Origin of the sequence: Mycobacterium sp. JS623, from assembly GCF_000328565.1 — a bacterium.
GTDB lineage: Bacteria > Actinomycetota > Actinomycetes > Mycobacteriales > Mycobacteriaceae > Mycobacterium.
In genome coordinates this window covers 3,651,642-3,675,594 of the sequence record NC_019966.1, presented here as the reverse complement: position 1 = coordinate 3,675,594, position 23,953 = coordinate 3,651,642, and the positions used below count along the sequence as shown (strand labels likewise).

The 23,953-nt window shown below is 65.0% G+C and carries 18 protein-coding genes and 2 pseudogenes; 5 read left to right on the top strand and 15 right to left on the bottom strand.

Annotated features, from left to right (window positions below):
* The first annotated feature begins 42 nt into the window (after nt 1–42).
* Together MYCSM_RS18080 and MYCSM_RS18075 are read left to right on the top strand one after the other, a co-directional pair.
* The gene (locus tag MYCSM_RS18080) at nt 43–1,128 is read left to right on the top strand and encodes an S-(hydroxymethyl)mycothiol dehydrogenase (protein WP_015307608.1); all 1,086 of its coding nucleotides are present in this window, start codon (nt 43–45) and stop codon (nt 1,126–1,128) included.
* Nucleotides 1,125–1,757, top strand: a complete 633-nt coding sequence (locus tag MYCSM_RS18075; RefSeq protein ID WP_015307607.1) for an MBL fold metallo-hydrolase — start codon at nt 1,125–1,127, stop codon at nt 1,755–1,757. Before MYCSM_RS18080 ends, MYCSM_RS18075 begins: the two co-directional genes overlap by 4 nt.
* Nucleotides 1,758–1,759: 2 nt before the next feature.
* Here the strand turns inward: MYCSM_RS18075 and MYCSM_RS18070 are convergent, their stop codons facing one another.
* Together MYCSM_RS18070 and betA are read right to left on the bottom strand one after the other, a co-directional pair.
* Nucleotides 1,760–4,222, bottom strand: coding sequence for a GcvT family protein (locus tag MYCSM_RS18070; protein WP_015307606.1), 2,463 nt, complete (start codon nt 4,220–4,222; stop codon nt 1,760–1,762).
* A gap of 4 nt (nt 4,223–4,226) precedes the next feature.
* Nucleotides 4,227–5,930: a choline dehydrogenase gene (gene betA / locus MYCSM_RS18065; RefSeq protein ID WP_015307605.1), complete on the bottom strand. Its 1,704-nt coding sequence runs from the start codon at nt 5,928–5,930 to the stop codon at nt 4,227–4,229.
* A 96-nt stretch (nt 5,931–6,026) separates the two neighbouring features.
* On the opposite strand from betA, the gene MYCSM_RS18060 reads away from it, so the two are divergent.
* On the top strand, nt 6,027–6,806 hold the full coding sequence (locus tag MYCSM_RS18060; RefSeq protein WP_015307604.1) for an IclR family transcriptional regulator: 780 nt from the start codon (nt 6,027–6,029) through the stop codon (nt 6,804–6,806).
* A 5-nt stretch (nt 6,807–6,811) separates the two neighbouring features.
* Here MYCSM_RS18060 and MYCSM_RS18055 read toward each other — a convergent pair whose 3' ends face one another.
* The 7 genes from MYCSM_RS18055 to MYCSM_RS18025 form a co-directional block, all read right to left on the bottom strand.
* On the bottom strand, nt 6,812–7,963 hold the full coding sequence (locus MYCSM_RS18055; RefSeq protein ID WP_198344952.1) for an aromatic ring-hydroxylating oxygenase subunit alpha: 1,152 nt from the start codon (nt 7,961–7,963) through the stop codon (nt 6,812–6,814).
* Nucleotides 7,960–9,129 carry an NAD(P)/FAD-dependent oxidoreductase gene (locus MYCSM_RS18050; protein ID WP_015307602.1) on the bottom strand — a complete coding sequence of 390 codons (1,170 nt, stop codon included), beginning with the start codon at nt 9,127–9,129 and terminating at the stop codon, nt 7,960–7,962. Before MYCSM_RS18050 ends, MYCSM_RS18055 begins: the two co-directional genes overlap by 4 nt.
* Nucleotides 9,126–9,488, bottom strand: coding sequence for a bifunctional 3-phenylpropionate/cinnamic acid dioxygenase ferredoxin subunit (locus MYCSM_RS18045; protein WP_015307601.1), 363 nt, complete (start codon nt 9,486–9,488; stop codon nt 9,126–9,128). Before MYCSM_RS18045 ends, MYCSM_RS18050 begins: the two co-directional genes overlap by 4 nt.
* A 145-nt stretch (nt 9,489–9,633) precedes the next feature.
* The gene (locus MYCSM_RS18040; RefSeq protein ID WP_015307600.1) at nt 9,634–10,614 is read right to left on the bottom strand and encodes an ABC transporter substrate-binding protein; all 981 of its coding nucleotides are present in this window, start codon (nt 10,612–10,614) and stop codon (nt 9,634–9,636) included.
* Nucleotides 10,611–12,665 (bottom strand): ABC transporter permease, encoded by a 2,055-nt coding sequence (locus MYCSM_RS18035; RefSeq protein WP_015307599.1) that lies wholly within the window; start codon nt 12,663–12,665, stop codon nt 10,611–10,613. The genes MYCSM_RS18040 and MYCSM_RS18035 overlap by 4 nt, the downstream gene beginning before the upstream one ends.
* Nucleotides 12,662–13,756 (bottom strand): quaternary amine ABC transporter ATP-binding protein, encoded by a 1,095-nt coding sequence (locus MYCSM_RS18030; protein WP_015307598.1) that lies wholly within the window; start codon nt 13,754–13,756, stop codon nt 12,662–12,664. Before MYCSM_RS18030 ends, MYCSM_RS18035 begins: the two co-directional genes overlap by 4 nt.
* 57 nt (nt 13,757–13,813) lie before the next feature.
* Nucleotides 13,814–15,274: an aldehyde dehydrogenase family protein gene (locus MYCSM_RS18025; RefSeq protein WP_041312329.1), complete on the bottom strand. Its 1,461-nt coding sequence runs from the start codon at nt 15,272–15,274 to the stop codon at nt 13,814–13,816.
* 269 nt (nt 15,275–15,543) lie between these two features.
* Between MYCSM_RS18025 and glyA the strand changes: the two genes are divergently transcribed.
* Both glyA and MYCSM_RS18015 read left to right on the top strand, forming a co-directional pair.
* Entirely contained in the window at nt 15,544–16,812 is a 1,269-nt protein-coding gene (gene glyA / locus MYCSM_RS18020; RefSeq protein WP_015307596.1) for a serine hydroxymethyltransferase, read from the top strand.
* 17 nt (nt 16,813–16,829) lie between these two features.
* Nucleotides 16,830–18,212: an L-serine ammonia-lyase gene (locus MYCSM_RS18015; RefSeq protein WP_015307595.1), complete on the top strand. Its 1,383-nt coding sequence runs from the start codon at nt 16,830–16,832 to the stop codon at nt 18,210–18,212.
* Here MYCSM_RS18015 and MYCSM_RS18010 read toward each other — a convergent pair.
* From MYCSM_RS18010 to MYCSM_RS17990, 6 genes and pseudogenes are all read right to left on the bottom strand, one after another.
* Entirely contained in the window at nt 18,197–19,069 is an 873-nt protein-coding gene (locus MYCSM_RS18010; protein ID WP_015307594.1) for an alpha/beta fold hydrolase, read from the bottom strand. The two genes, MYCSM_RS18015 and MYCSM_RS18010, sit on opposite strands and share 16 nt — an antisense overlap.
* Before the next feature lie 294 nt (nt 19,070–19,363).
* Nucleotides 19,364–19,639, bottom strand: a pseudogene (locus MYCSM_RS37855) (HNH endonuclease signature motif containing protein); the annotation flags it as partial.
* A gap of 106 nt (nt 19,640–19,745) precedes the next feature.
* Nucleotides 19,746–21,182 carry a group II intron reverse transcriptase/maturase gene (gene ltrA, locus MYCSM_RS18000; protein ID WP_015307593.1) on the bottom strand — a complete coding sequence of 479 codons (1,437 nt, stop codon included), beginning with the start codon at nt 21,180–21,182 and terminating at the stop codon, nt 19,746–19,748.
* Nucleotides 21,183–21,797: 615 nt separating this feature from the next.
* A pseudogene (locus MYCSM_RS39095) lies at nt 21,798–21,908 on the bottom strand (hypothetical protein); the annotation flags it as partial.
* A 123-nt stretch (nt 21,909–22,031) separates the two neighbouring features.
* Nucleotides 22,032–23,624 (bottom strand): alpha/beta hydrolase, encoded by a 1,593-nt coding sequence (locus tag MYCSM_RS17995; RefSeq protein WP_015307591.1) that lies wholly within the window; start codon nt 23,622–23,624, stop codon nt 22,032–22,034.
* A complete protein-coding gene (locus MYCSM_RS17990) occupies nt 23,621–23,896 on the bottom strand; it encodes a DUF7162 family protein (RefSeq protein ID WP_015307590.1) in 276 nt (91 codons plus the stop codon). The genes MYCSM_RS17995 and MYCSM_RS17990 overlap by 4 nt, the downstream gene beginning before the upstream one ends.
* Nucleotides 23,897–23,953: the final 57 nt, after the last annotated feature.

Here is a 23,953-nt window from a genome sequence, read left to right as displayed (position 1 = left end):
CTTTCAGTCCACGTTCATCTACTACCCAGAGAGGTCTTTGTCATGCCACAGCAGGTTCAGGGTGTCATCGCTCGCAGCAAGGGGGCTCCCGTCGAGCTCGTCGACATCGTCATCCCCGATCCAGGCCCGAACGATGTCGTCGTGCGCATTCAGGCATGCGGCGTATGCCACACCGATCTGACATACCGTGACGGTGGAATCAACGACGAGTTTCCCTTCCTGCTCGGCCACGAGGCAGCAGGCATCGTCGAGTCGGCGGGCAACGCGGTCACCCACGTTGAGGTTGGCGACTTCGTCGTGCTGAACTGGCGGGCGGTGTGTGGCAACTGCCGGGCGTGTCGTCGCGGCCGGCCCTGGTACTGCTTCGACACCTTCAATGCCAGCCAGCCGATGACGCTGACCGACGGCACCGAGCTGACCCCTGCGCTGGGCATCGGCGCGTTTGCGGACAAAACCCTTGTGCACGAAGGGCAATGTACGAAGGTCGACCCGAACGCCGACCCCGCAGTGGTCGGCCTGCTCGGCTGCGGTGTGATGGCCGGTCTCGGCGCGGCGGTGAACACCGGCAATGTGTCGCGTGGCGATTCGGTGGCAGTGATCGGCTGCGGCGGAGTGGGCGACGCCGCGATCGCCGGGGCCCGACTCGCTGGCGCGTCGCCGATCATCGCCATTGACCGTGATCCCAAGAAGCTGCAGATGGCAACGGAATTGGGCGCTACCCACACGATCGATGCGTCGAAAGTGGACGCGGTGGAGGCGGTGCAGGAATTGACCGGCGGCTTCGGAGCCGACGTCGTCATCGATGCGGTAGGCAGGCCGGAAACCTGGAAGCAGGCCTTCTATGCGCGCGACCTCGCAGGCACCGTCGTCCTGGTCGGTGTGCCCACCCCCGACATGAAACTCGAGATGCCGCTCATCGACTTCTTCTCGCGCGGCGGCGCGTTGAAGTCGTCATGGTACGGCGACTGCCTGCCCGAGCGTGACTTTCCTGCGCTCGTCGACCTCTACCGGCAGGGCCGCCTGCCGCTGGACAAGTTCGTCAGCGAGCGCATCAAGCTCGACCAGGTCGAGGAGGCGTTCGACACCATGCATCGTGGCGAGGTGCTGCGTTCGGTCGTCGTGCTGTGAGCGGGACGCTACGCATCGAACGCGTCGTCACCAAGGGCACTTTCGCGCTGGACGGGGGAACCTGGGAGGTCGACAACAACATCTGGCTCGTCGGTGACGACAGCGACGTCGTGATCATCGACGCCGCGCACCAGGCTCAGCCGATCATCGACGCCGTCGCAGGCCGCAACGTTACCGCGGTCATCTGCACGCACGGTCACAACGACCACGTGACCGTCGCCCCCGAACTCGGGGAGCGGTTGCACTGCCCGGTTTTGCTGCACCCCGGCGACGATGTGCTGTGGAAGATGACCCACCCAGAGGAGCCGTACTGGAGTCTCGACGACCGACAGCGAATCGGCGTGGCGGGCACCGAGATCGAGGTCATCCGTTCTCCCGGGCATTCGCCTGGTTCGTGCTGCCTGTACGCGCCTGAGGCCGGAGTGTTGTTCTCCGGCGACACGTTGTTCAGCGGCGGGCCTGGCGCCACCGGACGGTCGTTCTCGGACTTCCCCACGATCGTGGACTCCATCCGCGAGCGGTTGTTCACATTGCCCGAGGAGACGCGGGTGCACACCGGGCACGGCGACGGCACCACCATCGGCACCGAGGCACCCCATCTAACCGAATGGATCGCCAGAGGGCATTGAGATTAAGACCGAATCCGCTTCATCTCGGGGTCGACGAGCGGTTCGGCCGCGACGGTGGCGGCGATCCGGCGGTCGAAGTATTGAATCTCGATCGGGGTGCCTTCGGTGGCCGAGGCAGGCAGCCAGGCATAGGCCACCGGCGCGCCGACTGTGTGACCGTATGCGGCGCTGGTGACATAGCCCACCGGCTTTCCGTCGAAAAAGACGGGCTCTTTGCCCATCACTACCGACACGCCGTCGTCGATCACCACGGTCGCAAGCCGGCGTTCGATCGTCGCATCTGAAACACCCTGCAGCGCTGCGTGGCCGACGAAGTCTGTCTTCTTGGCGGACACGGCGAAGCCAAGGCCGGCCTCATAGGGGTTGTGCTCGGTCGTCATGTCGATACCCCACGCGCGGTAGCCCTTTTCGATACGCAGGCTGTTGAACGCTGCCCGGCCTGCCGCGACCACATCGTGCTGTTGGCCCTCGGCCCACAAGGCGTCCCAGAGGCGCAGCCCGTACTCGGCGCTCGTGTAGAGCTCCCACCCGAGTTCGCCGACATAGGACAGGCGCATGGCGGTGACCGGAATACCTGCGATACGAACCGGTTTCGTGCGGAAGTACTTGAAGTTCTCGCCCGTGAAATCGTCGCGGCTGAGCGCCTGAACCACGTCGCGGGCGCGCGGACCCCACAAACCGATGCAGCATGTCCCTCCGGTGATGTCGCGGACCTGAACGCTGTCGTCCGCAGGCGCCTGTCGACGGAAGTAGTCGAGATCGATGTTGCCGTTCGCCCCGACCTGGAAACGGTTGTCGGCCAACCGGGCAACCGTGAGGTCGCTGCGGATTCCGCCGGCCTCGTCGAGCAGCAGCGTGTACGTAACCGATCCCACGGACTTGTCCATCTTGCCGGTGGTCAGTCGCTGCAACAGCGGCAGTGCGCCCGGCCCGGTGATTTCGAGCCGTTTGAGCGGCGTCATGTCGTACATCGCGACCGAGGTCCGGGTGCGCCAGGCCTCGGCCGCCGCGATGGGCGAGTGAAACTGTGCCGACCACGCATCGCGCTCAGGCGGCGTCCACTGTAGCGGGAGGTGTTGGAGCAGGCCGGCATTGGCCTCATACCAATGAGGCCGCTCCCAGCCGCCGCTCTCCAGGAACACCGCGCCCAGTTCCTTCTGCCGGGCGTGAAAGGGGCTGACCCGCAAGTCACGGGGCGACAGTCGGGGCTGCAGCGGATGCAGAATGTCGTAGACCTCGACGAAGTTTTGTTGCGATGTTTCGTTGACGTAGTCGGGTGCGAGCTGAATTTCTTCGAAGCGGTGCACATCGCAGTCGTGGACGTCAGTTTCGCTGCGTCCGTCGACCAATAGCTGCGCGACGGCGCGCGCGACGCCGGCCGAATGCGTCACCCAGACGGCCTCGGCAATCCAGAAGCCTGCGACGTCGGAGGACTCGCCGATCAGTGGGCCGCCGTCCGGGGTGAACGAAAAGATCCCGTTGAAGCCGCTGTCGACCTTGGCCCGCTCGAGACAGGGGAGTAGCAGCTTGCACTGTTCCCACGGTGCTGCGAAGTCGTCGTCGGTGAAGGGCAGCATCGACGGCATGCTGGATTCGGAAACACCATCGGAGCCCGCGAGGTCGCGCAGGTCTACCGGCATCGGGCGATGGGCATAGGAACCGATGCCGAGACGATCGACGACTTCGCGGAAGTACAAATCCTGGTCTTGGTGACGCAGGATCGGCAGGCCGGCCTCGGCGGCTTCGGTATTGCGGCCGACGAGCTGTGGAATCTGGTCGGTCTTGACGTACTGGTGCGCGAGCGGCAACAGCGGGATGTCCATGCCGACCATCCCGCCGATCTCGGGGCCCCAGAATCCCGCGCATGACACCACGATGTCGGCGGGAATCGTCCCGTCAGATGTCGTGACGCCGGTGACGCGGCCACCGCTGTGTTCAATGCCGGTCACCGTGGTGGATTCGCGGAATACGGCGCCGCGCGCGCTGGCGCGGCGTACGAGTGCGACGACCACACGCGTTGCTTTAGCGAGACCGTCGGTCGGGACATACAGTCCGCCAAGGATTGTCGCCTGGTCGACCAGCGGATGAAGCCGCACACATTCCGCAGGTTCAAGCACGCTGCCTTCGATGCCCCACGATGTCGCCCAGCCCTGGCGGCGATGCAACTCGGCGAGCCGCTCGGGTGTCGTCGCGACCTCCAGGCCGCCGACTTGGTTGAAGCACCACTGGCCGTCGAGATCCAGACCGAGGAACTTCTCGACCGTGTACCGGGCGAGATCCGCCATGGTTTTCGACGCGTTGGTTTGGAAGACCAGGCCGGGGGCGTGCGATGTCGAGCCGCCGCTCAACAGCAACGGGCCCTGCTCCACGACTGTGATCTGATCCCAGCCGCGGGCGGTGAGCTCATCGGCCAGATTCGCGCCGACAATGCCGGCGCCGATGATCACGACACGCGGAGTGCTCATGAAATCAGCTGCGGCTGACTGGTTCTGAACCGCTGGGCTGCTGCTTGGGTTGATGCCGGTAGAACGGCACCGTCGCGGGCGCCAGCGGCGTGTTGCCGAGAATCAGGTCGGCCGCCTTTTCCGCCACCATCATCACCGGCGCGTAGATGTTACCGTTCGTCACATACGGCATCACCGACGCGTCAACGACTTTCAGCCCTTCGACGCCGTGCACACCCATCGTCTCGGGATCGGTGACAGACATCGCATCGGTACCCATCTTGGCGGTGCATGACGGGTGCAGTGCGGTCTCGGCGTCACGCGCGACCCAGTCGAGGATCTGCTCGTCGGTCTCCACGGTGGGTCCCGGAGAAACCTCGCCACCGTTGAACGGCTCCATGGCCGGCTGGTTGAGGATGCGACGGGCGACCCGAATGGACTCCACCCACTCGCGGCGGTCCTGTTCGGTGGACAGGTAGTTAAACCGCAGTGCCGGATGCACTTTCGGGTCGCGGCTGACGATCTTGCACGTGCCGCGCGCATCTGAGTACATCGGGCCAACGTGCACCTGATAACCCTCGCCGCCCTCCGGCTGGGAGCCGTCGTAGCGCACGGCGATCGGCAGGAAATGGAACATCAGATTCGGGTACGCGACGTCGTCATTGCTGCGGACGAAGCCACCGCCCTCGAAATGGTTGGTGGCGCCGGGACCGCGGCGCAGGAACAACCAGTTGGCGCCGATCCACGGCCGGTAACGCCACTTCATGTACTTCTGCATGGTGACCGGCTGCTTGCACGCGTACTGGATGTAGACCTCGAGATGGTCCTGCAGGTTCTCGCCGACGCCTGGCAGGTCATGCACGACGTCGATGCCCAGCGCCTGCAGATCGGTGGCGTTGCCGACACCTGAGAGCTGCAGCAGCTGCGGGCTGTTGATGGCGCCGCCGCACAGGATCACCTCACCGGCGCGGACCCGCTTGCTGCCGCCGAACCCGTGCCGATAGTCGACACCCACGGCGCGCTTGCCCTCGAACACGACGCGTTCGACGAACGCCCTGGTGAGTACGTCGAGATTTGGCCTGTTCATCACCGGATGCAGATAGGCGCGCGCGGCCGATAGCCGCCGGCCGTTGCGGATGTTGCGGTCGAACTTCGCGAAACCCTCTTGGCGGTAACCATTTACGTCATCGGTACGCGGGTAACCGGCCTGCTCGCCCGCGGTGAAGAACGCCTCGAACAACGGGTTCGTTGCGGGCCCCCGCTCCAGGGCCAGCGGGCCGTCGTGGCCGCGATACGGATCGTCCGGCGCGGCCGCCAGGCAGTTTTCCATCCGGTTGAAGTACGGCAGGCAGTGGGCGAAGTCCCAGTTTTCCATGCCGGGATCGGCGCCCCAGCGTTCGTAGTCCAACGGATTGCCGCGCTGGAAGATCATCCCGTTGATGCTGCTCGAGCCGCCGAGCACCTTGCCGCGGGCGTGGTAGATGCGACGGCCGTGCATGTGCGGCTCGGGTTCGGACTCGTATTTCCAGTCGTAGAAACGACTTCCGATGGGGAACGGAAGCGCGGCAGGCATGTGCACGAACACGTCCCACAACGAATCGTTGCGGCCCGCCTCCAGCACCAGAACCTTGTTGGATCGATTTGCCGAAAGGCGGTTGGCGAGCGCGCAGCCCGCCGATCCGCCGCCGACGATGACGAAGTCGTACCGTGTGGAATCTTTCTGGGCCATCGCTGTCCTCCTGCAGACGTGTTCAAAGGCTATTGCCGTGAAGCGTGATACGCATCAAGTTTCGCTATATGCAACGAAGTCTCGTATAGTTGCGCTATGAGCAACGAGCGGGGTGAGAGCACCGGCGGCGTGCAGTCTGTCGATCGCGCCATCAGCGTGCTGGAAATCCTGGCCCAACGTGGCGAAGCCGGTGTCAGCGAGGTCGCCGCGGACATCGGCGTGCACAAGTCGACGGCGTTCCGACTGCTCGCGGCGCTCGAGGAACGCGAACTGGTCGAGCAGACCCAGGAACGCGGAAAGTACCGGCTGGGCTTCGGCATCCTTCGGCTGGCCAGCGCGGTGCCCGGTCAACTGGACGTCACGCATCAGTCCCGTGCGGTGTGCGAACAGCTCGCATCTGCGCTCGGCGAAACGGTCAATATCGCGGTGCGGCGCTCGCACTTCGTCGTCAACATCGACCAGGCGCGCGGGCCGAGTGCAGTTGCCACGCACAACTGGGTCGGTGAGCTGACGCCGCTGCACGCCACGTCGAGCGGCAAGATTCTGCTCGCCTACATGGCACCCGACGACCGTCGAAAGATGTTGGCAGCGGCGGGACTTACCCGACTCACCCCGCACACGATCACGTCGCAACGGGAGCTCGAGGCGCAGATCGAGGCCGCTGCGCGCGACGGCTACGCACAGTCGATCGAGGAACTCGAGGAGGGCCTGAACGCCGTCGCCGCCCCGATCCGCGACCACACCGGTGGCGTGATCGCGGCGCTGTCCGTATCCGGTCCGGTCTACCGATTCACCGCAGAGCGGATGCGCGAGGTGACCCCCGATGTGGTCGCCGCCGCGGCGGATGTCAGCCAGCGGATGGGCCACCTCGACTGACGCGGTCATCGGGTCAGCTTCGCCTGCAGCCAGTTGTGGAACTCGCCGATGTGATGCTCGCTGGGTACCAGCACCCCGCCGTCGCGGTAGGTGCGTGAGCTCATCGCCGGCTGGCAACGCTCACACGCAGCGAAATCCTGCTCGTTGACGCGGTGGAACAACTCCACCGAACGGCTGACGTCCTTGCCTGACTCGACCACGTGCGGCAGGTACAGCCAGTCGCATTCGACGACGGTGCGATCGGCGGCCATCGGGAACATGCGGTGCACGATGACGTGGTCGGGCACCAGGTTGACGAACACCTGCGGCTTGATCGTGATGGCGTAGTAGCGCCGGTCCTGCTCTGCGGTGACGCCGGGAATCTGGTCCAGCCCCTGTGAGCCGTCGATGGTGAATCCCCGGACGTCGTCGGCGAATTCGGCGCCGTGGCCGACGTGGTACTGCACCGCCAGCCCATCGGCGAACTCGGGGAGCACCTCGGTCAACTCGGGGTGAATGGTGGCGCAGTGGTAGCACTCCATGAAGTTCTCGATGATGAGCTTCCAGTTCGCCTTCACGTCATAGCGGATCCGGCGCCCGACGCTCAGATGCTCGGCGTCGTAGTGGTCGATCAACGCTACTTCACCGAGGCGGTCGCTGACGTCCTTGCGAACCGTGTCGTCGAATGAGGGTGGGTCCTCGGCGAGGCACACCCAGACGTATCCGAGCCACTCCTTTATTGCGATGCGGCGCAGCCCGTACTCGACTCGGTCGATATCGGGCATCTTGGTCAGGTTCGGCGCGGCGATCAGCTTGCCGTCGAGGTCGTAAGTCCAAGCGTGGTAAGGGCATTGGAAGGCGCGCTTGGTTTCGCCGCTCTCCTCGGTGCACAGCTGCGCACCGCGATGCCTGCAAACGTTGAAGAACGCGCGCACCTGGCCTGTGCGGGACCGGGTGATCAACACACTCTCGTTGCCGACCTGAACTGTCTTGAACGCACCCGCCTTGTCGAGATCGGCGGACCGCACCGCGCAGAACCACATCGACTCGAAGATCTGTGTTTGTTCCATCGCAAAGATGGTGGGGTCGGTGTAGTAGCTACCGGGCAGCGTCGAGATCAAGCTGTGCGGCAGGCCGACGGTGGTCATCGAGATCTCCTCTGCGGAAATAGAAGTCATGCGGGGACGGGAACGACAGTCAGCTGGCGACGCCAGCGGGTGAACAGCTTCGGCTGGTCCATGCCCAGTACGGCGACCGGTTCGCCACCACGCCGATAAACGGCGAGGAAGCTGGCATCGCGTACGCTGCCCACCTCGAAGGTGATCTCATCGCCGGTATGGGCGATGCCCGCGAACTGGATGCGTCGGCCGTACTGATCGGACCAGAAGTACGGGGGCTTGGCGGACTTGCCGTCGTGCTGTCCGCCCGCGAGCAGGGTGGCAACCGCAATGCCCGGCCGCTCCAGCGCACCGGTCCAGTGCTCGACACGGTGCGGCCAACCGACGGCGGGCTCATGCCATGCCGCGCAATCGCCCACCGCGACCACATTCGGAATCGAGGTCGCCCCACCGGCATCGCAGACAACGCCGTTGGCCAGTTCGATGGGGCTGTTGCGCAACCACTCGATGTTGGGTACGGCGCCGATGCCGACAAGAACAATGTCGGCGGCGAGCCGACGTCCGTCGGCCAATTCGATTCCGGTGACGCGGTCCTCGCCGATGAGGCCTGCGACAGGAGCTCCGCACAACAGGCGCGTGCCATGCTCGGTGTGCAGGCGTGCCACGGCGGCGCCCAGTTGCACGCCGAGCGGACCGGCCAGCGGTGCCAGCGCGGCTTCGACGACCGTGACGTCTAGGCCCAATTTCGCTGCAGTAGAGGCAACTTCGGCTCCGATGAAGCCTGCGCCGATGACTACCAGTCGCGCGCCCGGACGTAGTTCCTCGCGCAACGCCATGGCGTCATCGACAGTCCGCAACACGTGCACGCCGGCGAGGCCTTCTGAGCCTGGCCACGCCCGTGCCCGCGCTCCCGTCGCGACGACGATGCCGTCGGCATGGATCGCGGTGCCATTGTCGAGTTGTACCGCGGCCGCGCTGGTGTCGAGGTGTGTCGCCTTCACGCCGAGCACCCATTCGGCGTTCAGATCATCGTCGTCGGCCTCGAGGGCCAACGCGTCCTGTCCAATGTCGCCGGCGAGGAACTCCTTCGACAGCGGGGGACGGTCGTAAGGGCGCCGCTCCTCGTCGCCGACGATCGTCAGGTCGCCGTCGAATCCCTGTGCGCGCAATGCGCGGGCCGCCGACAGCCCTGCCAGCGAAGCCCCAATCACGGCAACGCTTTTCACTGCGCCGCCTCGCCGCCCGTACGCGTCGTGAGGCCGGGGGGGAGATTGGGTGGGGCATCGTTGAGCACCACGTTGATCACGTCGTCGACGATGACCACCTCGTGGGTGCGCACCGGAAGCTTCGCGGGCGGCGCGTCCACCGCGCCCGTGCGCAGGTTGAAACGTGAGGCGTGCAGCGGACATTCGATGTCGCAGCCCTCGAGCCACCCGTCGGCCAGCGACGCGTCCTGATGCGTGCAGGTGTCGTCGATCGCGAATACCTCGCCGTCATCGGTGTGGAACACCGCGATCGGTGGATCCGCTTCGACCCTGCGCGCCTCACCGCGAGGCAGGGCCGCCAGAGGACAGATTTCGAGCACGAGCGCGACCTCCCCGGTGTGACCTAGTCGTATCGGATTATGAAACGTGATTCGTATTATGCAACAGCTTGATGGAAATCCGCTGCCCTTGTCAAGTGCTGCGAAACGCGAGTTCTACCGTCGCTACCTCGCGTTTTGAGCCGACCTAGGCGGCCTTGTCCGCCCCGGTACCAGCCAGCCACTTGGCGACGAGGTCAGGGTGTGCATCGATGAACTTCTTAGCGGCTTCGTCGTCGCTCAAGCCGTCTACGGCGATCGAGCGGGCGACGGAGTTTTGGTCCTGGATGGTCCACTGAAAGTTCTTCACCAAGGTGTAGGCCGGACTGCCAGACTGTGCGAATTTGGTCGCAACGATCTTGTCCAGGTCGTAATCCGGATAGTCGCAGGCGATCTTGGCCGGGTCGGCGTCGCATCCATCCGTGTACGGCGGCAGCTTGATCTTGACCATCGGCACCTCGCTCAACAACCACTGCGGCGAGTAGAAGTAGGCGAGCAGCGGCTTTCGCTGTTCCTGGGCCTGGCGGATGCTGGAGATCAGGGCGGTTTCGCTACCGCCCTGGACCACCTTGTAATCCAGCCCGAGGTTGGACACGAGCGCATCGTCGTTGGTGACGTAGGCCGGATCCCCGTCGAGAAGTTGGCCCTTGTCGCCGGACTCCGAGGTCTTGAACAGATGTGCGTACTTGTTGAGATTGCGCCAATCCGTGATGTCGGGATACTGCTCGGCCATCCACGGCGGCACGTACCAGCCGATTTGTCCCTTGATGCCGGTGGAGCCTGCGCTCTGGGCGACGCCCATGTTGTCGATGTACTGCTTACGCAGGTCGTCATGCCCCCAGTTCTCGAGGATCGCGTCCACCTGTCCGGTTGACATGCCCTGCCAGGACACCTGCTCGGCGATGTGCCGCTGCTTCACAATGCAGCCCAACACGTTCTCGGCGAGATATGTGATGACCGCGGCGTTGGCTTCGTATCCGACCCACGAGTTGACGGCCAAATTGAAGGTGCCGCACGGCTTACTGCCTGGCTTCAGTTCGCCACGGCTCTGCAGATCCGAGACCTTGGTCGCGTTGCAGCCCGAGATCAGCAGCGCAAGTGCTACCGCTGCGATGGCGATTCGCTTCATTCGTTCGTCCGTCCTATCCGTTTCGACGCGGCAGCAGTCGTGCGGTCGAGGATCGTGCCGAGCAGCACGATCGCCAGGCCCGCCGCCAGGCCCTTGCCGAACAGGCTGGTCTGTGCGAAGCCGGCCACGACCAGGTAGCCCAGCGCCCCGCCGCCGACCAGGCCTGCGACCACGACCATGGAGAGCACATAGATAAGGCCTTGATTGGTGGCCAATGTCAGCGAGCGAGCGGCCATCGGCAGTTGCACCTTGGTGATGACTTGCCAGGTGTTCGACCCCACTGAGCGCGCTGCTTCGACGGTCTCCGGGGAGACCCCGCGAATTCCGTCGGCCATGATCTTGATCGACACCGGTGCGGCGTAGACGATTGCGGCCACGATGCCGGTGAACCGCGATGCCGAGAACAGCGCCAGGAACGGCACCAGGTACACGAACGACGGCATGGTCTGCGCGGCGTCCAGGAACGGTCGCACGATCTTGTCCGCTGTCGGGCTGCGGCCCATCCACACGCCGATCACGACCCCGAGCGCTACGACGATGACGGTCGCGACCAGTACTGCGGCCAAGGTGTCCATGGTCGCCTGCCAGAGCTCGAGCGGCCACAGGATCAGCACGAGGCATACGGCAGTGATCAGCGCAGCGATCCGGCCTCCGATGATCGCCGCGATCGCGGTGATGGCCACGAACGCGAGCCACCACGGTGAGTTGTCCAGTAGTTTCTGCAGCGGGTCCAGCGCGACTGCGGTCACCACGTCCTTGAGTCCATTGGTCACGCCAGAGAAGCTGGTTTGCGCCCAGTTCGTTACGCCGTTGGCGACGTTGATGATTGGCGTGCCCACATCCAGTCCGAGGTGGATCGAGCCGAGTTGCAGCGATGACGGGAAGATCGCGACCAGCTGGTAGGTATAGGACAGCCAGATTGCGATCGCCGTGACGACGGCGCCGATCGCGATTCCCGGACGCCGATACTTGCTGGGCTCAGCGGATTTTCGCCGTTGGGTCTCCACGCGCTCGCTGGCGGCGGTGGTGGTCCGATCCAGGATGATCGCCATGATCACGATCGCCAGGCCGGCGTTGAATGCGGTGCCGACGTCCTGGGTCGACAATGCCTGAACCACCACCTGGCCGAGCCCGGGCGCGGCGATCAGCGCGGCGATGGTCACCATCGCCAGCGCCGCCATAATGGTCTGGTTGATGCCAAGCACGATGGTCCGCTTGGCCATTGGCAACAGGGCCCCGAACAACTCCTGAGATCGCGTGGCGCCCAGCGACTCGACCGCCTCACGTGACTCCGAGGGCACCGACCGAATGCCGTGGGCGGTAAGGCGAATGACGGGGGGAGCCGCGTAGATCACCGTCGCGATGATCGCCGCTGCCGGGCCGATCAGGAACGCCAGCGTCAGCGGTGCGAGGTAGACGAATGACGGCAGGATCTGCATGAAATCGAGTACGGGGGTGATGATGCGGTTGAACCCATCCGATATGCCCGCCCAGATCCCCAACGGAATTCCGATGAGTAGTGCTATCGCCACCGCCGCGATGGTCAGCGCCAACGTCTCCATGCTGTCCTGCCACAGGCCCTGTAGTCCCATGAACAAGAAGCCGCACAGCGTGAGCAGACCGACCTTCCAGTTGCCCAGCACCCAAGCCAGGGCCGTCAAAAGGACGACGACGCCCAGCCACCCGATGTAGGGCACAGGTCGTCCGTCAACCGGGTGCGCGATCAGGTCGGCGATCGCGGTGCCGAAAGCGTCGATCACCGACCGGATCGGATTGAAGAAATAGGTGAACAGCGGGTTGGTGTTTCGGCCTTCGCCGACGGAGGTCTGCAGATCGGACAGCCAGACGTGTAACCACTTCGTGTCGGCCGGCGCGAGCGGAAGGGTATTGCGGCCCGCCAAGAATTGGTACAGCACAACCCACGCGGCGAGCACTGCGCTGATGACGGCAATGAATTGCGCGGGCCCACGTTGGGACAGCCACGACGTCTGCCGCTGTGCTTCCGGCGCCGCTGGGGCGGGAGGTGGCTCTACCGTGACGGTGGCCATCATGCGCCGCCCTCGTCGACCTTGCCGATCACGGCGAGGATCTCGCTGCGGCCGACCATGCCGAGCAGCTTGCCGTCCTCGACCACCTTGATCGGCTTGTCGGCAGCCAGCACCGGGTCGACGGCGTCGCGAATCACGGTGGTGGGCGCCATCTCTGGGCCGTCGAGCGAATCGTCGGGGCGCTTCTCGCGCATGATCCACTTCAGAGTCAGCACCCGCGAGCGGGGCACGTCGCTGACGAATTCGCGGACGTAGTCGTTGGCCGGTGCGCCGACCAGCTCATCGCCGGTGCCGACCTGAACCATCGCGCCGTCGCGCATGATCAGGATTCGGTCGCCGAGTTTCAGCGCCTCGGACAGGTCGTGGGTGATGAACACCATCGTCTTGCCCATCTCGTGGTGCAGCCGGATCACCTCGTTCTGCATGTCCCGCCGGATCAGCGGATCCAGCGCCGAGAACGGCTCGTCGAATAGCAGCATGTCGGGATCGCTTGCCAGAGCGCGGGCCAGGCCGACGCGCTGCTTCATTCCGCCCGAGAGCTGATCCGGGTAGGAGTACTCGTAACCGGCGAGTCCGACCAATTCGGTCACCTCGCCGGCGCGCTTCAGCCGCTCCTTCTTCGGGGTGCCCTTGACCTCGAGTCCGTACGCGACGTTGTCGAGCACCCGCCGGTGCGGAAGCAGGCCGAAATGCTGGAAAACCATTGAGACCTTTTTGCGGCGTAGATCGCGCAGCTGGTTCTCGTCGGCGGACATGATGTCGGTGCCCTGAAACACCACCTGGCCCTTGGTCGGCTCGATCAGCCGCGTCAGACATCGCACGAGAGTGGACTTTCCGGACCCGGACAGACCCATCACGACGAACACCTCGCCGCACCCGACGTCGAAGCTGACATCGCGCACGGCGACTGCGCACCCTGTCTTCTTCTTGATGTCCTGGACGCTGAGCCGGCCCATGCTGTCGTCGTCCGCGACGTCAGAAGCCTTGGCACCGAAGACCTTCCACAGTCCGTTGACGCTCAACTCCGCGTCACTGCGGCGTGGGGTGGGCGGGGCGACCGCCGCTGTGGGCGCGCTCTCTGTATGGATGGCCACCGAAATCTCCTAACTTATTGGGCTGTCGGTCTTTTCGAGATGTGGTGGATCGCGGGGTCAACCCCGGAACCAGCGCTCGGGTCGCGGGTTGGTGTTCTGCCAGATGTGTTTGATCTCGCGGTACTCGTCGAGTCCTGTGCGGCCGAGTTCGCGGCCGTTCCCGGAGCGCTTCATGCCGCCCCATTCGGCCTGCGGCACATAGGGGTGGTAGTCGTTGATCCAGATGGTCCCGTGCCGCAGCCGGTGTGCGACGCGCTGAGCCTTGCCGGCGTCCTGGGTCCAGACCGCGCCTGCGAGCCCGTACTCGGTGTCGTTGGCGATCCGCACCGCGTCGTCTTCATCGGTGAAGGTCTCGACGGTGAGCACCGGGCCGAACGACTCCTCCTTGGTCACCGTCATGCCGGAGTCGCAGCGATCCAGAACCGTTGGGGGATAGTAGAAGCCGTCGTTCAGACGCGGGTCGTCGGGTCGGCGGCCGCCGCAGCGCAGCACTGCGCCTTCAGCGAGTCCGGCGGCCACGTAGGCCTCGACCTTTTCGCGGTGTGCGGCGGAGATCAGGGGACCGGTCTCGGCGTCGGGGTCGAATGGTCCGCCGAGCGTGATCCCTTCGGCGCGCCGGACGACTTCGTCGACGAACCGATCGTGCAGCGACTCCTCGACGATCAGTCGGGCCCCCGCCGAACAGACCTGTCCCGAATGCAGGAACACAGCCGTGAGCGCGAAGTCCACGGCGGTGTCGAAGTCGGCATCGGCGAAGACGACGTTGGGGTTCTTGCCGCCGAGTTCCAGCGCGACGCGTTTGACGGTCGCCGCGGCGGCGGCCATCACCCTGGTGCCGGACGGGACACCGCCGGTGAACGAAACCATGTCCACGTCAGGGTGTTCCGACAGTGGTGCGCCCGCGGCAGGCCCGGCGCCGAGGACGAGATTGCCGACGCCGGCCGGCATACCCGCTTCCTCCAATGCGCGCATCAGCAGGACCGAAGTCGACGGTGTCAACTCACTTGGCTTGAGGACGAAGGTGTTGCCCGCCAACAGCGCTGGCGCAACCTTCCAACTAGCTTGCAGCAGAGGGTAATTCCATGGCGTGATCAGTCCGCAGACGCCGACCGGTTCGTACACCAGACGGCTGATCGCATCCGCTTTACCGGTGTCCACCACGTGGCCGGCCTCGGTGCCGCCGATGCCGGCGTAGTAACGCAGGCACGCCGTGACGTCGTCCATGTCGTATTCGGCCTCGACGGTCCGCTTGCCGGTGTCGAGCGATTCGGCGCGGACGAAATCCTTTCGGTCGCGGTCGATCAGGTCGGCGGTGCGCCGCAACACCTCCGCGCGTTCGCGTTCTGGCATGTGCGGCCATGGGCCGGTGTCGAAGGCCTCGCGCGCCGCGGCGATCGCCGCATGGGTGTCCTCGGCGGAGGCTTCGGCGGCCTGCGCGACCAGCTGGCCATCGGCCGGGCATCGGATCTCTCGCCGTGCGCCGTCGAGCGCGGGGCGCCATTCGCCCGCAATGAACATATTCAGGTGTTCCGCCACCTAGTCCGGCCTCTCGCCCAGCATCCTATGTTGCGTATTGCGCAATAGAACCCTCTACATGCAACAGACTGAACCGTGTCCCACGTCACTGTCAAGAGGGGGCGCCAAACGAAACTCGCTGGTAACAAGGCGGCAATGCTGATCCTTGACCGTCAAAGCCGCACGCAGCTATGATGCCGATCACACTCTGATATATCAGTTTGCGACATTCTGGTATTCACTACTCAAGCCCCTACGAACGGAGCATCGACATGAGCGTCCTGGACGAACGCCTCGCCGATTTCGATCCCGAGATTGCGGAGTTGATCGGCAAGGAACTAGAACGCCAGCGCACCGGCCTGGAGATGATCGCCTCGGAGAACCATGCGCCGCTCGCGGTCATGGAGGCGCAGGGTTCGGTGCTCACTAACAAGTACGCCGAGGGTTACCCCGGGCGGCGCTACTACGGCGGCTGCGAGCACGTCGACGTCATCGAGCAGATGGCGATCGACCGAATCAAGTTCCTGTTCGGCGCCGAGTTCGCGAACGTGCAGCCGCACTCTGGTGCGCAGGCCAATGCGGCCGTCATGCATGCACTGCTCAAGCCGGGCGACACCATCCTCGGACTCTCGCTCGACTGCGGCGGTCACCTCACCCACGGAATGCGGCTGAACTTCTCGGGCAAGCTGTACAACGTTGCCGCCTACGGGGTCTCGCGCGACGACTACCTGATCGACATGGATCAGGTTGCCGAGGCGGCCCGCGAACACCGACCGCAGATGATCATCGCCGGCTGGTCGGCCTACCCGCGGCACCAGGATTTCGCCCGGTTCCGGGCGATCGCCGACGAGGTGGGCGCGTACCTGATGGTCGACATGGCTCACTTCGCAGGGCTGGTGGCGGCGGGCTTGCACCCGTCGCCGGTGCCGCACGCGCACGTGGTCACTTCGACCACGCACAAGACCCTTGGCGGACCGCGCGGCGGCATCATCCTGACGAAGGACGCGGACATCGCCAAGAAGATCAACTCGGCAGTGTTCCCCGGTCAGCAGGGTGGACCGCTGGAGCACGTGATCGCGGCCAAGGCGGTGGCCTTCAAGATGGCGGCGATGCCCGATTTCGTCGAGCGTCAGCAGCGCGTCATCGAGGGCGCAAAGATCATGGCCGAGCGGCTGTCGGCGCCCGACGTGCGCGATGCGGGAATCGCCGTGCTCACCGGTGGCACCGATGTCCATCTAGTACTCGTCGATCTGCGCAACGCCGACATCGACGGGCGGCAGGCCGAGGACCGGCTGGCGACGATCGGGATCACGGTGAACCGCAACGCTGTTCCATTCGATCCGCGGCCGCCGATGGTGACGTCCGGGCTGCGTATCGGCACGCCTGCGCTTGCAGCCCGCGGCTTTGATGCCGAGGACTTCGCCGCCGTCGCCGATCTCATTGCGCAGTGCCTGATCGCCACGCCGGACGCGGACACCGCGAAGTGGGCGCGGGCGGTCAGCGAGCTCGCCGAGCGTCATCCGCTCTACTCGCCGCTCTAGTCAGGGAAGGACTGTCAGTGACCATCAGTGTCTTTGAACTCTTCAAGGTCGGCATCGGGCCATCGAGTTCGCATACCGTCGGACCGATGCGGGCGGCGGCGAACTTCGTCGCCGACCTGGACGCCTCTGGGGTTCTCGCGCGGGTGGCCGATGTGCGGGTCGAGCTGTACGGGTCACTGGCGGCGACGGGCCGGGGCCACGGCACGCTATCCGCGGTTCTGCTCGGGCTCGAGGGGCACCGCCCGGAGACGATCGAGTCCGAAGAGGTGGAAGCCGGGCGGGAGCGGCTGCGCAACAGCGGCAAGATCATGCTCGGCGGACGAGTGCCAATTGCGTTGTCCGAGGACGACATCGCGCTGTACACGCGGACGGTACTCGACTTCCACCCGAACGGGATGACGCTCACGGCGCGCGGCGCCGACGACAGCACGCTGCACCGGCGGACGTACTACTCCATCGGGGGCGGATTCGTCGTTACCGAGGGCGAGGACGCCAGTGATCATGCCGCTGAGGATGACGAAACGTCGTTCTCGTCGGCCGCAGAACTGCTCGCTTTGGCTTCGGGTACGGGCAGGTCGATCAGCGAGGTGATGCTCGCGCATGAGTGTGGCATGCGCAGCGCCGAGGACGTCCGCGCCGAGCTACTGCATCTGCGCGACGTGATGGTGGAGTGCGAGCAGCGCGGCATCAGCCGAACCGGTCTGCTGCCGGGCGCGCTTCAAGTGCGCCGGCGGGCCGGGCAATGGCATCACCGTCTCAGTCAGGAAGACCCCAACCGCGATCCGCGGTTCGCCGAGGATTGGGTGAACCTGGTGGCGCTCGCCGTCAACGAGGAGAACGCCTCGGGTGGGCGAATCGTGACTGCGCCGACCAACGGCGCGGCAGGGATCATTCCCGCGGTGCTGCACTACGCGGTGTACTACACAGAGGCGGGGACAGCGAACCCGGACGACACGGCGGTTCGTTTTCTATTGACCGCTGGGGCGGTCGGCTCGCTCTATAAGGAGCGGGCGTCGATCTCCGGTGCCGAGGTTGGCTGCCAAGGAGAGGTCGGGTCCGCATCATCGATGGCGGCTGCTGGTCTGGCCGAAATCCTCGGCGGCACACCGGAACAGGTCGAGAATGCAGCCGAGATCGCGATGGAGCACAGCCTGGGGTTGACGTGCGATCCGATCGCGGGGCTGGTGCAGATCCCGTGCATCGAACGCAACGCGATATCGGCAGGGAAGGCTATCAACGCGGCGCGCATGGCGTTGCGCGGCGACGGTGAACATCGCGTGAGCCTCGACGAGGTGATCGAAACCATGCGCGCCACCGGACGCGATATGAGTTCGAAGTACAAGGAGACATCGACGGGCGGGCTCGCCGTGAACGTTTCGGTGAACTACGTCGGCTGCTGAACGAGGATGAGTTCGGCGAACTGCTCCGGGCACTCTAGTGGCGTGAAATGCCCGGCGTCGGAGGCGATGTGGAGCCGCGCGTCGGTGAAGTAGTCGTCGAGGCGGTCTGCCCAGTCGCTGGGGAACAGTGGATCGTGCTGCGGCCAGAGCACATCGGTGGACACGTGAATCTTGATGGCGCCGTGGGGTGGCATCTCGATGAGTGACTGGGCGACGGTGCCTGCCCCCGCGCGGTACCACGCAATCGATGCTGTAAACGCGCCTGGAAGCGCGTAGTCGGATACGAGCCGGTCCAGATATTCCTCGGCGAGTGTGAACTTCGGGCCAGACCAGTGAGTCCAGAAGTGCCGCAAGTATTCTCGGACGACGTCGGGATTGCCATCGATCAACTGCGTGGCCAGTGGAAGCTGGTGGAAAGCCTGATACCAGAACTCGCCTTGTGCGTGCGCGGTGAGCACGCGATCGCCGGCACCGGGGAGCGGGGGAGAGAGCACAAGACCCCGCACCAGCTCGGGGTGCATCCGCGCGACACTCTGCGCGACGCGGCTCCCGACGTCGTAGCCTGCGATGATGACGTCGGATAGGTCCAGTTCCTTGATCAGACCGGTGATGCTGCTGGCTTGCGCGGTGGCGCTGTAGAAGTGCTGGACCGCCACCTCATGTTTGTCGGAGCCGCCGAAACCGCGCAGATCCGGAACGATGACGTCGGCAATGTCGCCAAGAATCGGGACGACCCGTCTGAAGTCATGCCGGTTGCCGGGCCAGCCGTGCAGCAGCACGACGGCCGGTGCACCCCTGGTTCCGAAGCGGTCGAAGGCAAGCCGGAACCCGTCGACGGGCGAGCTGCGCGACCACATCGGCCCATTCTGGCTGTCCCACGGCCGAATTTGGCTCGTTTTGTCGGGACACCTGTGTAGTAGCTGCGGCGACCTGCAACACTCCCGGCGCCAATGCACTCGAGGCGGCACGGCTGGCCGCTTCGCGAGCGTCGCCGACTTGGCTCACATCAGAGTGCACCTCGGCCCGATCGTCATGCGCTGCGGTGGCGCGCAAGCTTGGTGCGCCTTGGCTGTCGGCCTCGAATTTCACGATGCACGAGCTGCACGTATCGCGCATGAATTCCCTTATGCCTCACCCTGTTTGAGCCCGAGCTAGTTGGTGTTTGTTGGTGGTGGTTGGGGTTGGAAGGGTTCGTACCACCACCAGTCGGCGCGCTCACCCAGGGGCCCGGGACAGGGTGGCACATCGGGTGGGGGTTTGGTCGGTGGCCGGGCGAGCGAGGCCGCGCTGAGTCCGTCGCTGTCGGTGACGATCAAACGGTCGGCGGGTCCGGTGATGGTGATGGCGCCGCGGTGATGGAGCCGGTGGTGGTACGGGCACAGCAGCACCAGGTTGTCCAGTTCGGTGGGGCCGCCGTCTTCCCAGTAGGCGTCGACGGCGGGCGTAGTGTCCGGGCTTGTCGCCCGGGCTATTTCCCACCGCCGCGCCCCCGAACCGGACGTGCGACTTTCACCGCATCCGGCTCTCCATAGGTCATGCTGGGGCGGCGATGGGTGTTTCCCAGGGTGTCGGAATCTGCGAGCCCCTGTAGCGGTAGCGCTGGATGTGCATCGTGGAGGGGTCGTAGAGCCGGACGCCGTTGTACTCCGGCCAGCCACGCACGTGGTGTCGGTCCCACATGGTCCGTTTTCCGGTGCCGGGATGTTTATGCAGCAGCCAGTTCCATACCCGCCACCACAAGTAGTTGCGGATGTTTGAATAGGCCTGGCTGGCTGAGCTGTGCCGGAAGTACTGGGCCCAACCGCGGACCATCCGACTCAGTTGCCGGAACAGCTGGTCAGCGGATTGATGGGTAATCCGTTTGGTCACCGTCTTGAGGTTGCGTCGCATCGTCTGCAGCGATGTGCGCGACGGGTAGCTGTAGACGTATGCCCGGTTGCTTCCCCACTGGGTATGCCGTTGGAGGCGGAACCCCAGAAAGTCGAAGCCCTCGTCGATATGCACGACCTGCGTCTTGTCCGGGGCCAACCGCAACCCCATCGGTGCCAGCAGATCGCTCATGTGCTCCCACAGTTGTTCGGCGTGCTCGCGTTCACCGTAGACCAGAACCACGAAGTCATCGGCGTAGCGCACCAGGCGATACGTCGCGCCTCCGTGCTGGCGGTGGCTCCGGCGAGCCGACCCGTTACGGTGGGCCGCCCATTGGGTGTCGAAGTGATCATCGATGACCGACAGGGCGATGTTGGCCAGCAGCGGCGAGAGAATGCCGCCCTGGGGAGTTCCGGTAAAGGTGTCGTAGGTATCGCCGTCGGTGTCCAGCACTCCGGCCTTCAGGAATGCCTTGACCAACCCCAGAATGCGTTTATCGCCGATTCGGCCCCGCACCTGCTGCAGCAGGGCACTGTGGTCGATTTCGTCGAAACACGCCGCGATGTCGGCTTCAAATACCCACTCATAACCACGATGAGCGAACATCCGAATATCCTCGATCGCGTCCTGGGCACGTCGCCTCGGTCGAAACCCATAACTCGAATCGGAGAAATCCGTTTCGAATACCGGCTCCAGCACCAGCTTCAGCGACGCCTGCACCACCCGATCGGCCACGGTCGGGATACCGAGCTTACGGACCTTGCCGCTCGCTTTGGGTATCTCGACTCGACGCACCGGTACGGGCCGAAAAGTGCCGGAGCGTAATGCTTCCCGCAACTGTTCGAGGAACCCGGCCACACCGTCGGCGCTAGCCTCGATGCCCCGCGCGGTGCGTTTGTCGATCCCCGCACTGCGGGCACCAGTGTTCTCCCGGACTCGTGTCCACGCCACGGCGAGGAAACACGGATCCGCCACGAGGTTGAACAGATCATCGAACCGACGACCACGATCGGCCGCCGCCCAGCAGTGCAGTTTGGTCTGCATCCTCAGTACCCGCTGAGCCGCCACGAACGGCAACTCCAGCGCGGCACCGATATTCATCGGCGCATCTTCTGACATTGCAATCCCCTGTTCTGCGTGTCCTACTGCCGCCCTTCCCGATGTGACCGGCTTTCCCGGCCTCGCAGTACTACAGCGGCTCCGCCCCACCCCGGTGCCCTCGGTGGGCATCGACACCTACCCGCCGCACCCCTGGCCGGGATGCGGGAAGGGAAGCACCCGAATGGTTCCCGTGTTCACGTAATTCCGATTGGTGAGGCCGGCACCCAGCTTTACCCCGATGGCCCCGGTAGGTACGCCACAGACCATTCCCCACCGGCTGCTGCCCGCCCTGGCTGAGGCAAGCAGCGGACGCGTCCGCCTACATCGCTTCCACGTGCGCCACAACACCGATCCGATGTCCGCCAGGTTTACAGACCGGCTCCACATAACGAGGCTTCCGACACTGGTTCCTCACGTATGCCCTCTCACCTTGCTCACCACGCGCCGCATCATCTGGCAGTGCTGACACGCCGTGGCTTTGTCAGGGCCGCTTGCCACTGAATCCCTCTCGATCCCTGCAGGATTCAGCTGCCCTCAGCTCTATCCGGCCGCTGTGACGGCCGAACATCGGAGGTCTCTCACCTCCGATCGGAATACACGCGCCTCACGGCGCACGTGTTGGATGTGGTGGGCGTGCAGACCGCGGGTGGCCCCACAGCCGGGCACCGCGCACATGCGGTGACGATGCTCCAACGCCCGGCGCAGCCGCCGGCTTATCGTGCGCGTCGGTGTGGATGTCATGTTGTGCCAAGTGGTACTGCCGGATTGGCCGCGGCCGTCGACATTGACAACGATGACCCTCGAGCAACTGTTGCACCGTCCTCGAAATCGCTTCTCCGGATCCCCGGCTCACCCTGCGAGCTGGATCCGGTCGCGGTCACCGGTAATGACCGCCAGAATGTTGCGCCACGCGTCAGACGGCCAGTTGAGCACATCGCTGTGGGCCTGTGGGCCTGCCATGATCCGCCTGTCATCGTAATGCCCTGTGGCTAAATGGATTACGCCGGGCATCTCATCGGGATCGGCACCATGCGGTCCGCCGGGTATGCCTTGCACCGCCTGGATGAAGTCCCCCGGTGCCGTCATCGAAAATCGCAGCACATCCGGATTGCGGTTGTGCCACTCGCCTGGATCGTCGACGCCGACACCTGCGCCGGCCGCAGCGACGTACAACATGCGGTCGGCTGACAGGCCGAGTGCTTCGGCGGTGCCCACGATCGACCCGCCGTACGAATGGCCGATGTAGGTGACGGGGACGTCGACGGTGCGGTCGACGTCTTCGCTGAAAGCGACAAGCCGCGGCGCCATGTCGAGCGCATACCGCGGGTCGGCCGCGTCGACGACACCGGTGACACGGTTGCCGCGCGGGAAGGGGCCGCCCAGATACGTGATGGTCGCGACGTCACCGCGGGTGGCTGACACGAAGCGGCGGGCGGTCCGGGTATTGGCTGCCGAACCTTCGATCGTGGTGTTCAGCCCCGGCACCAGCACCGCCACACTCTTTGCCGTCGCGAGGTTGCCGTTGAGTTCGACCAGCGATGCATGTTCTGGGTCGAAGGCGAGAATCTGCCGATCGATGCGTTGGCCGCTGCGGGTTGGATCGTCGATCTCGCCGAGCAGGCCGCGGTAAAAGGCCGTTCGTTCCTGGGCCGCCGGATCATTGAGGCCATCGACGATCGCCTGGGCGATGTTGACGCGGTTCGCGGCGGCACGCATGCCCCAGGGAATGCCATCGGTGTTGCCGACTTGCTGAGGAAAGTCGGCGACGAGGCGCTGCCTTTGTGCGGGCGTCATCGCGGCGATCTGCTCACTGATTCGGTCTTGGCTCATAGCGGGCCAGCCCGCCACCACGTCGGATGCCTGCACTGGCCACGCGCCGGCCGGAAACGTCGCAGCGGCCTTCGGGGTTGGCCCCGACGCGAAAGCCTCCCCAATGTCGAGGGCTGTGTCGGCGTCGGCGGCACCGAGTCGATCCAGCGCGCCGGTGATCTGCGTGGTCAACTCGCCAGCTCGCACCGTCATCATGTCGTGCGCGACGGCAGCGTCGCCGCCAGACAGGGCGATGAGCAGCGGTGATGCGTTGGCGTGAATCGTCACGGTTCCGTCGTCAGCCACGTCGAATCCGCCGTCGCGGGCCTCGGCGACCTTCTCCAGCACCGAAGATTGAGCGACGGCGATCTGGTCAGCGCCGTCTCGTGCGGCCACCGAGGCGGTGACGAGGTGGCGGGCTGCGTCGTCACTCCCGGTCGCGATGCCATGTGCATTTCCCCGGGCGGCGTCGGCAGCGGCACCGGTCCAGGATTGGTTGCTACCGTCAATTTCGCGCAGGGCGGTGTCGACTTCCGCCGTCAAGCGGCGTGCGGCGTCATCCCAGCCGTCGGCGAGGCGGCGCAGCGAATCGGGCCGCCAGGCTTCGGCCTGCGAGACGGTCGGCCGGGTCACCGACCCAAGCGCTCCTGATTGCGACGGTCGGCGCGTTCGAAGGCGTCGGCCGACATGTGGGCGGCCAGCGCCCACCCCCGCATGTTGGCGACCACGTCGGTCAGCCGAGCAGCCACCATGACTGGCGCCGCGACGTTGCCGACTGCTGAACCCTGCATGTCATCGGGATCCAGTGTTGGCCAACGCATTTCAGCGAGGTTGTCTGCCGCTTGCATGACGTGGTCGGCGACAGTGCGCAACTGACCCAGATCGACTTCCGTTCGTCCCCCCATGCCTCATGCTGACAGATTCTGTGGCGCCGCCGCTGATGTTATCCACAGGGGAGGCGA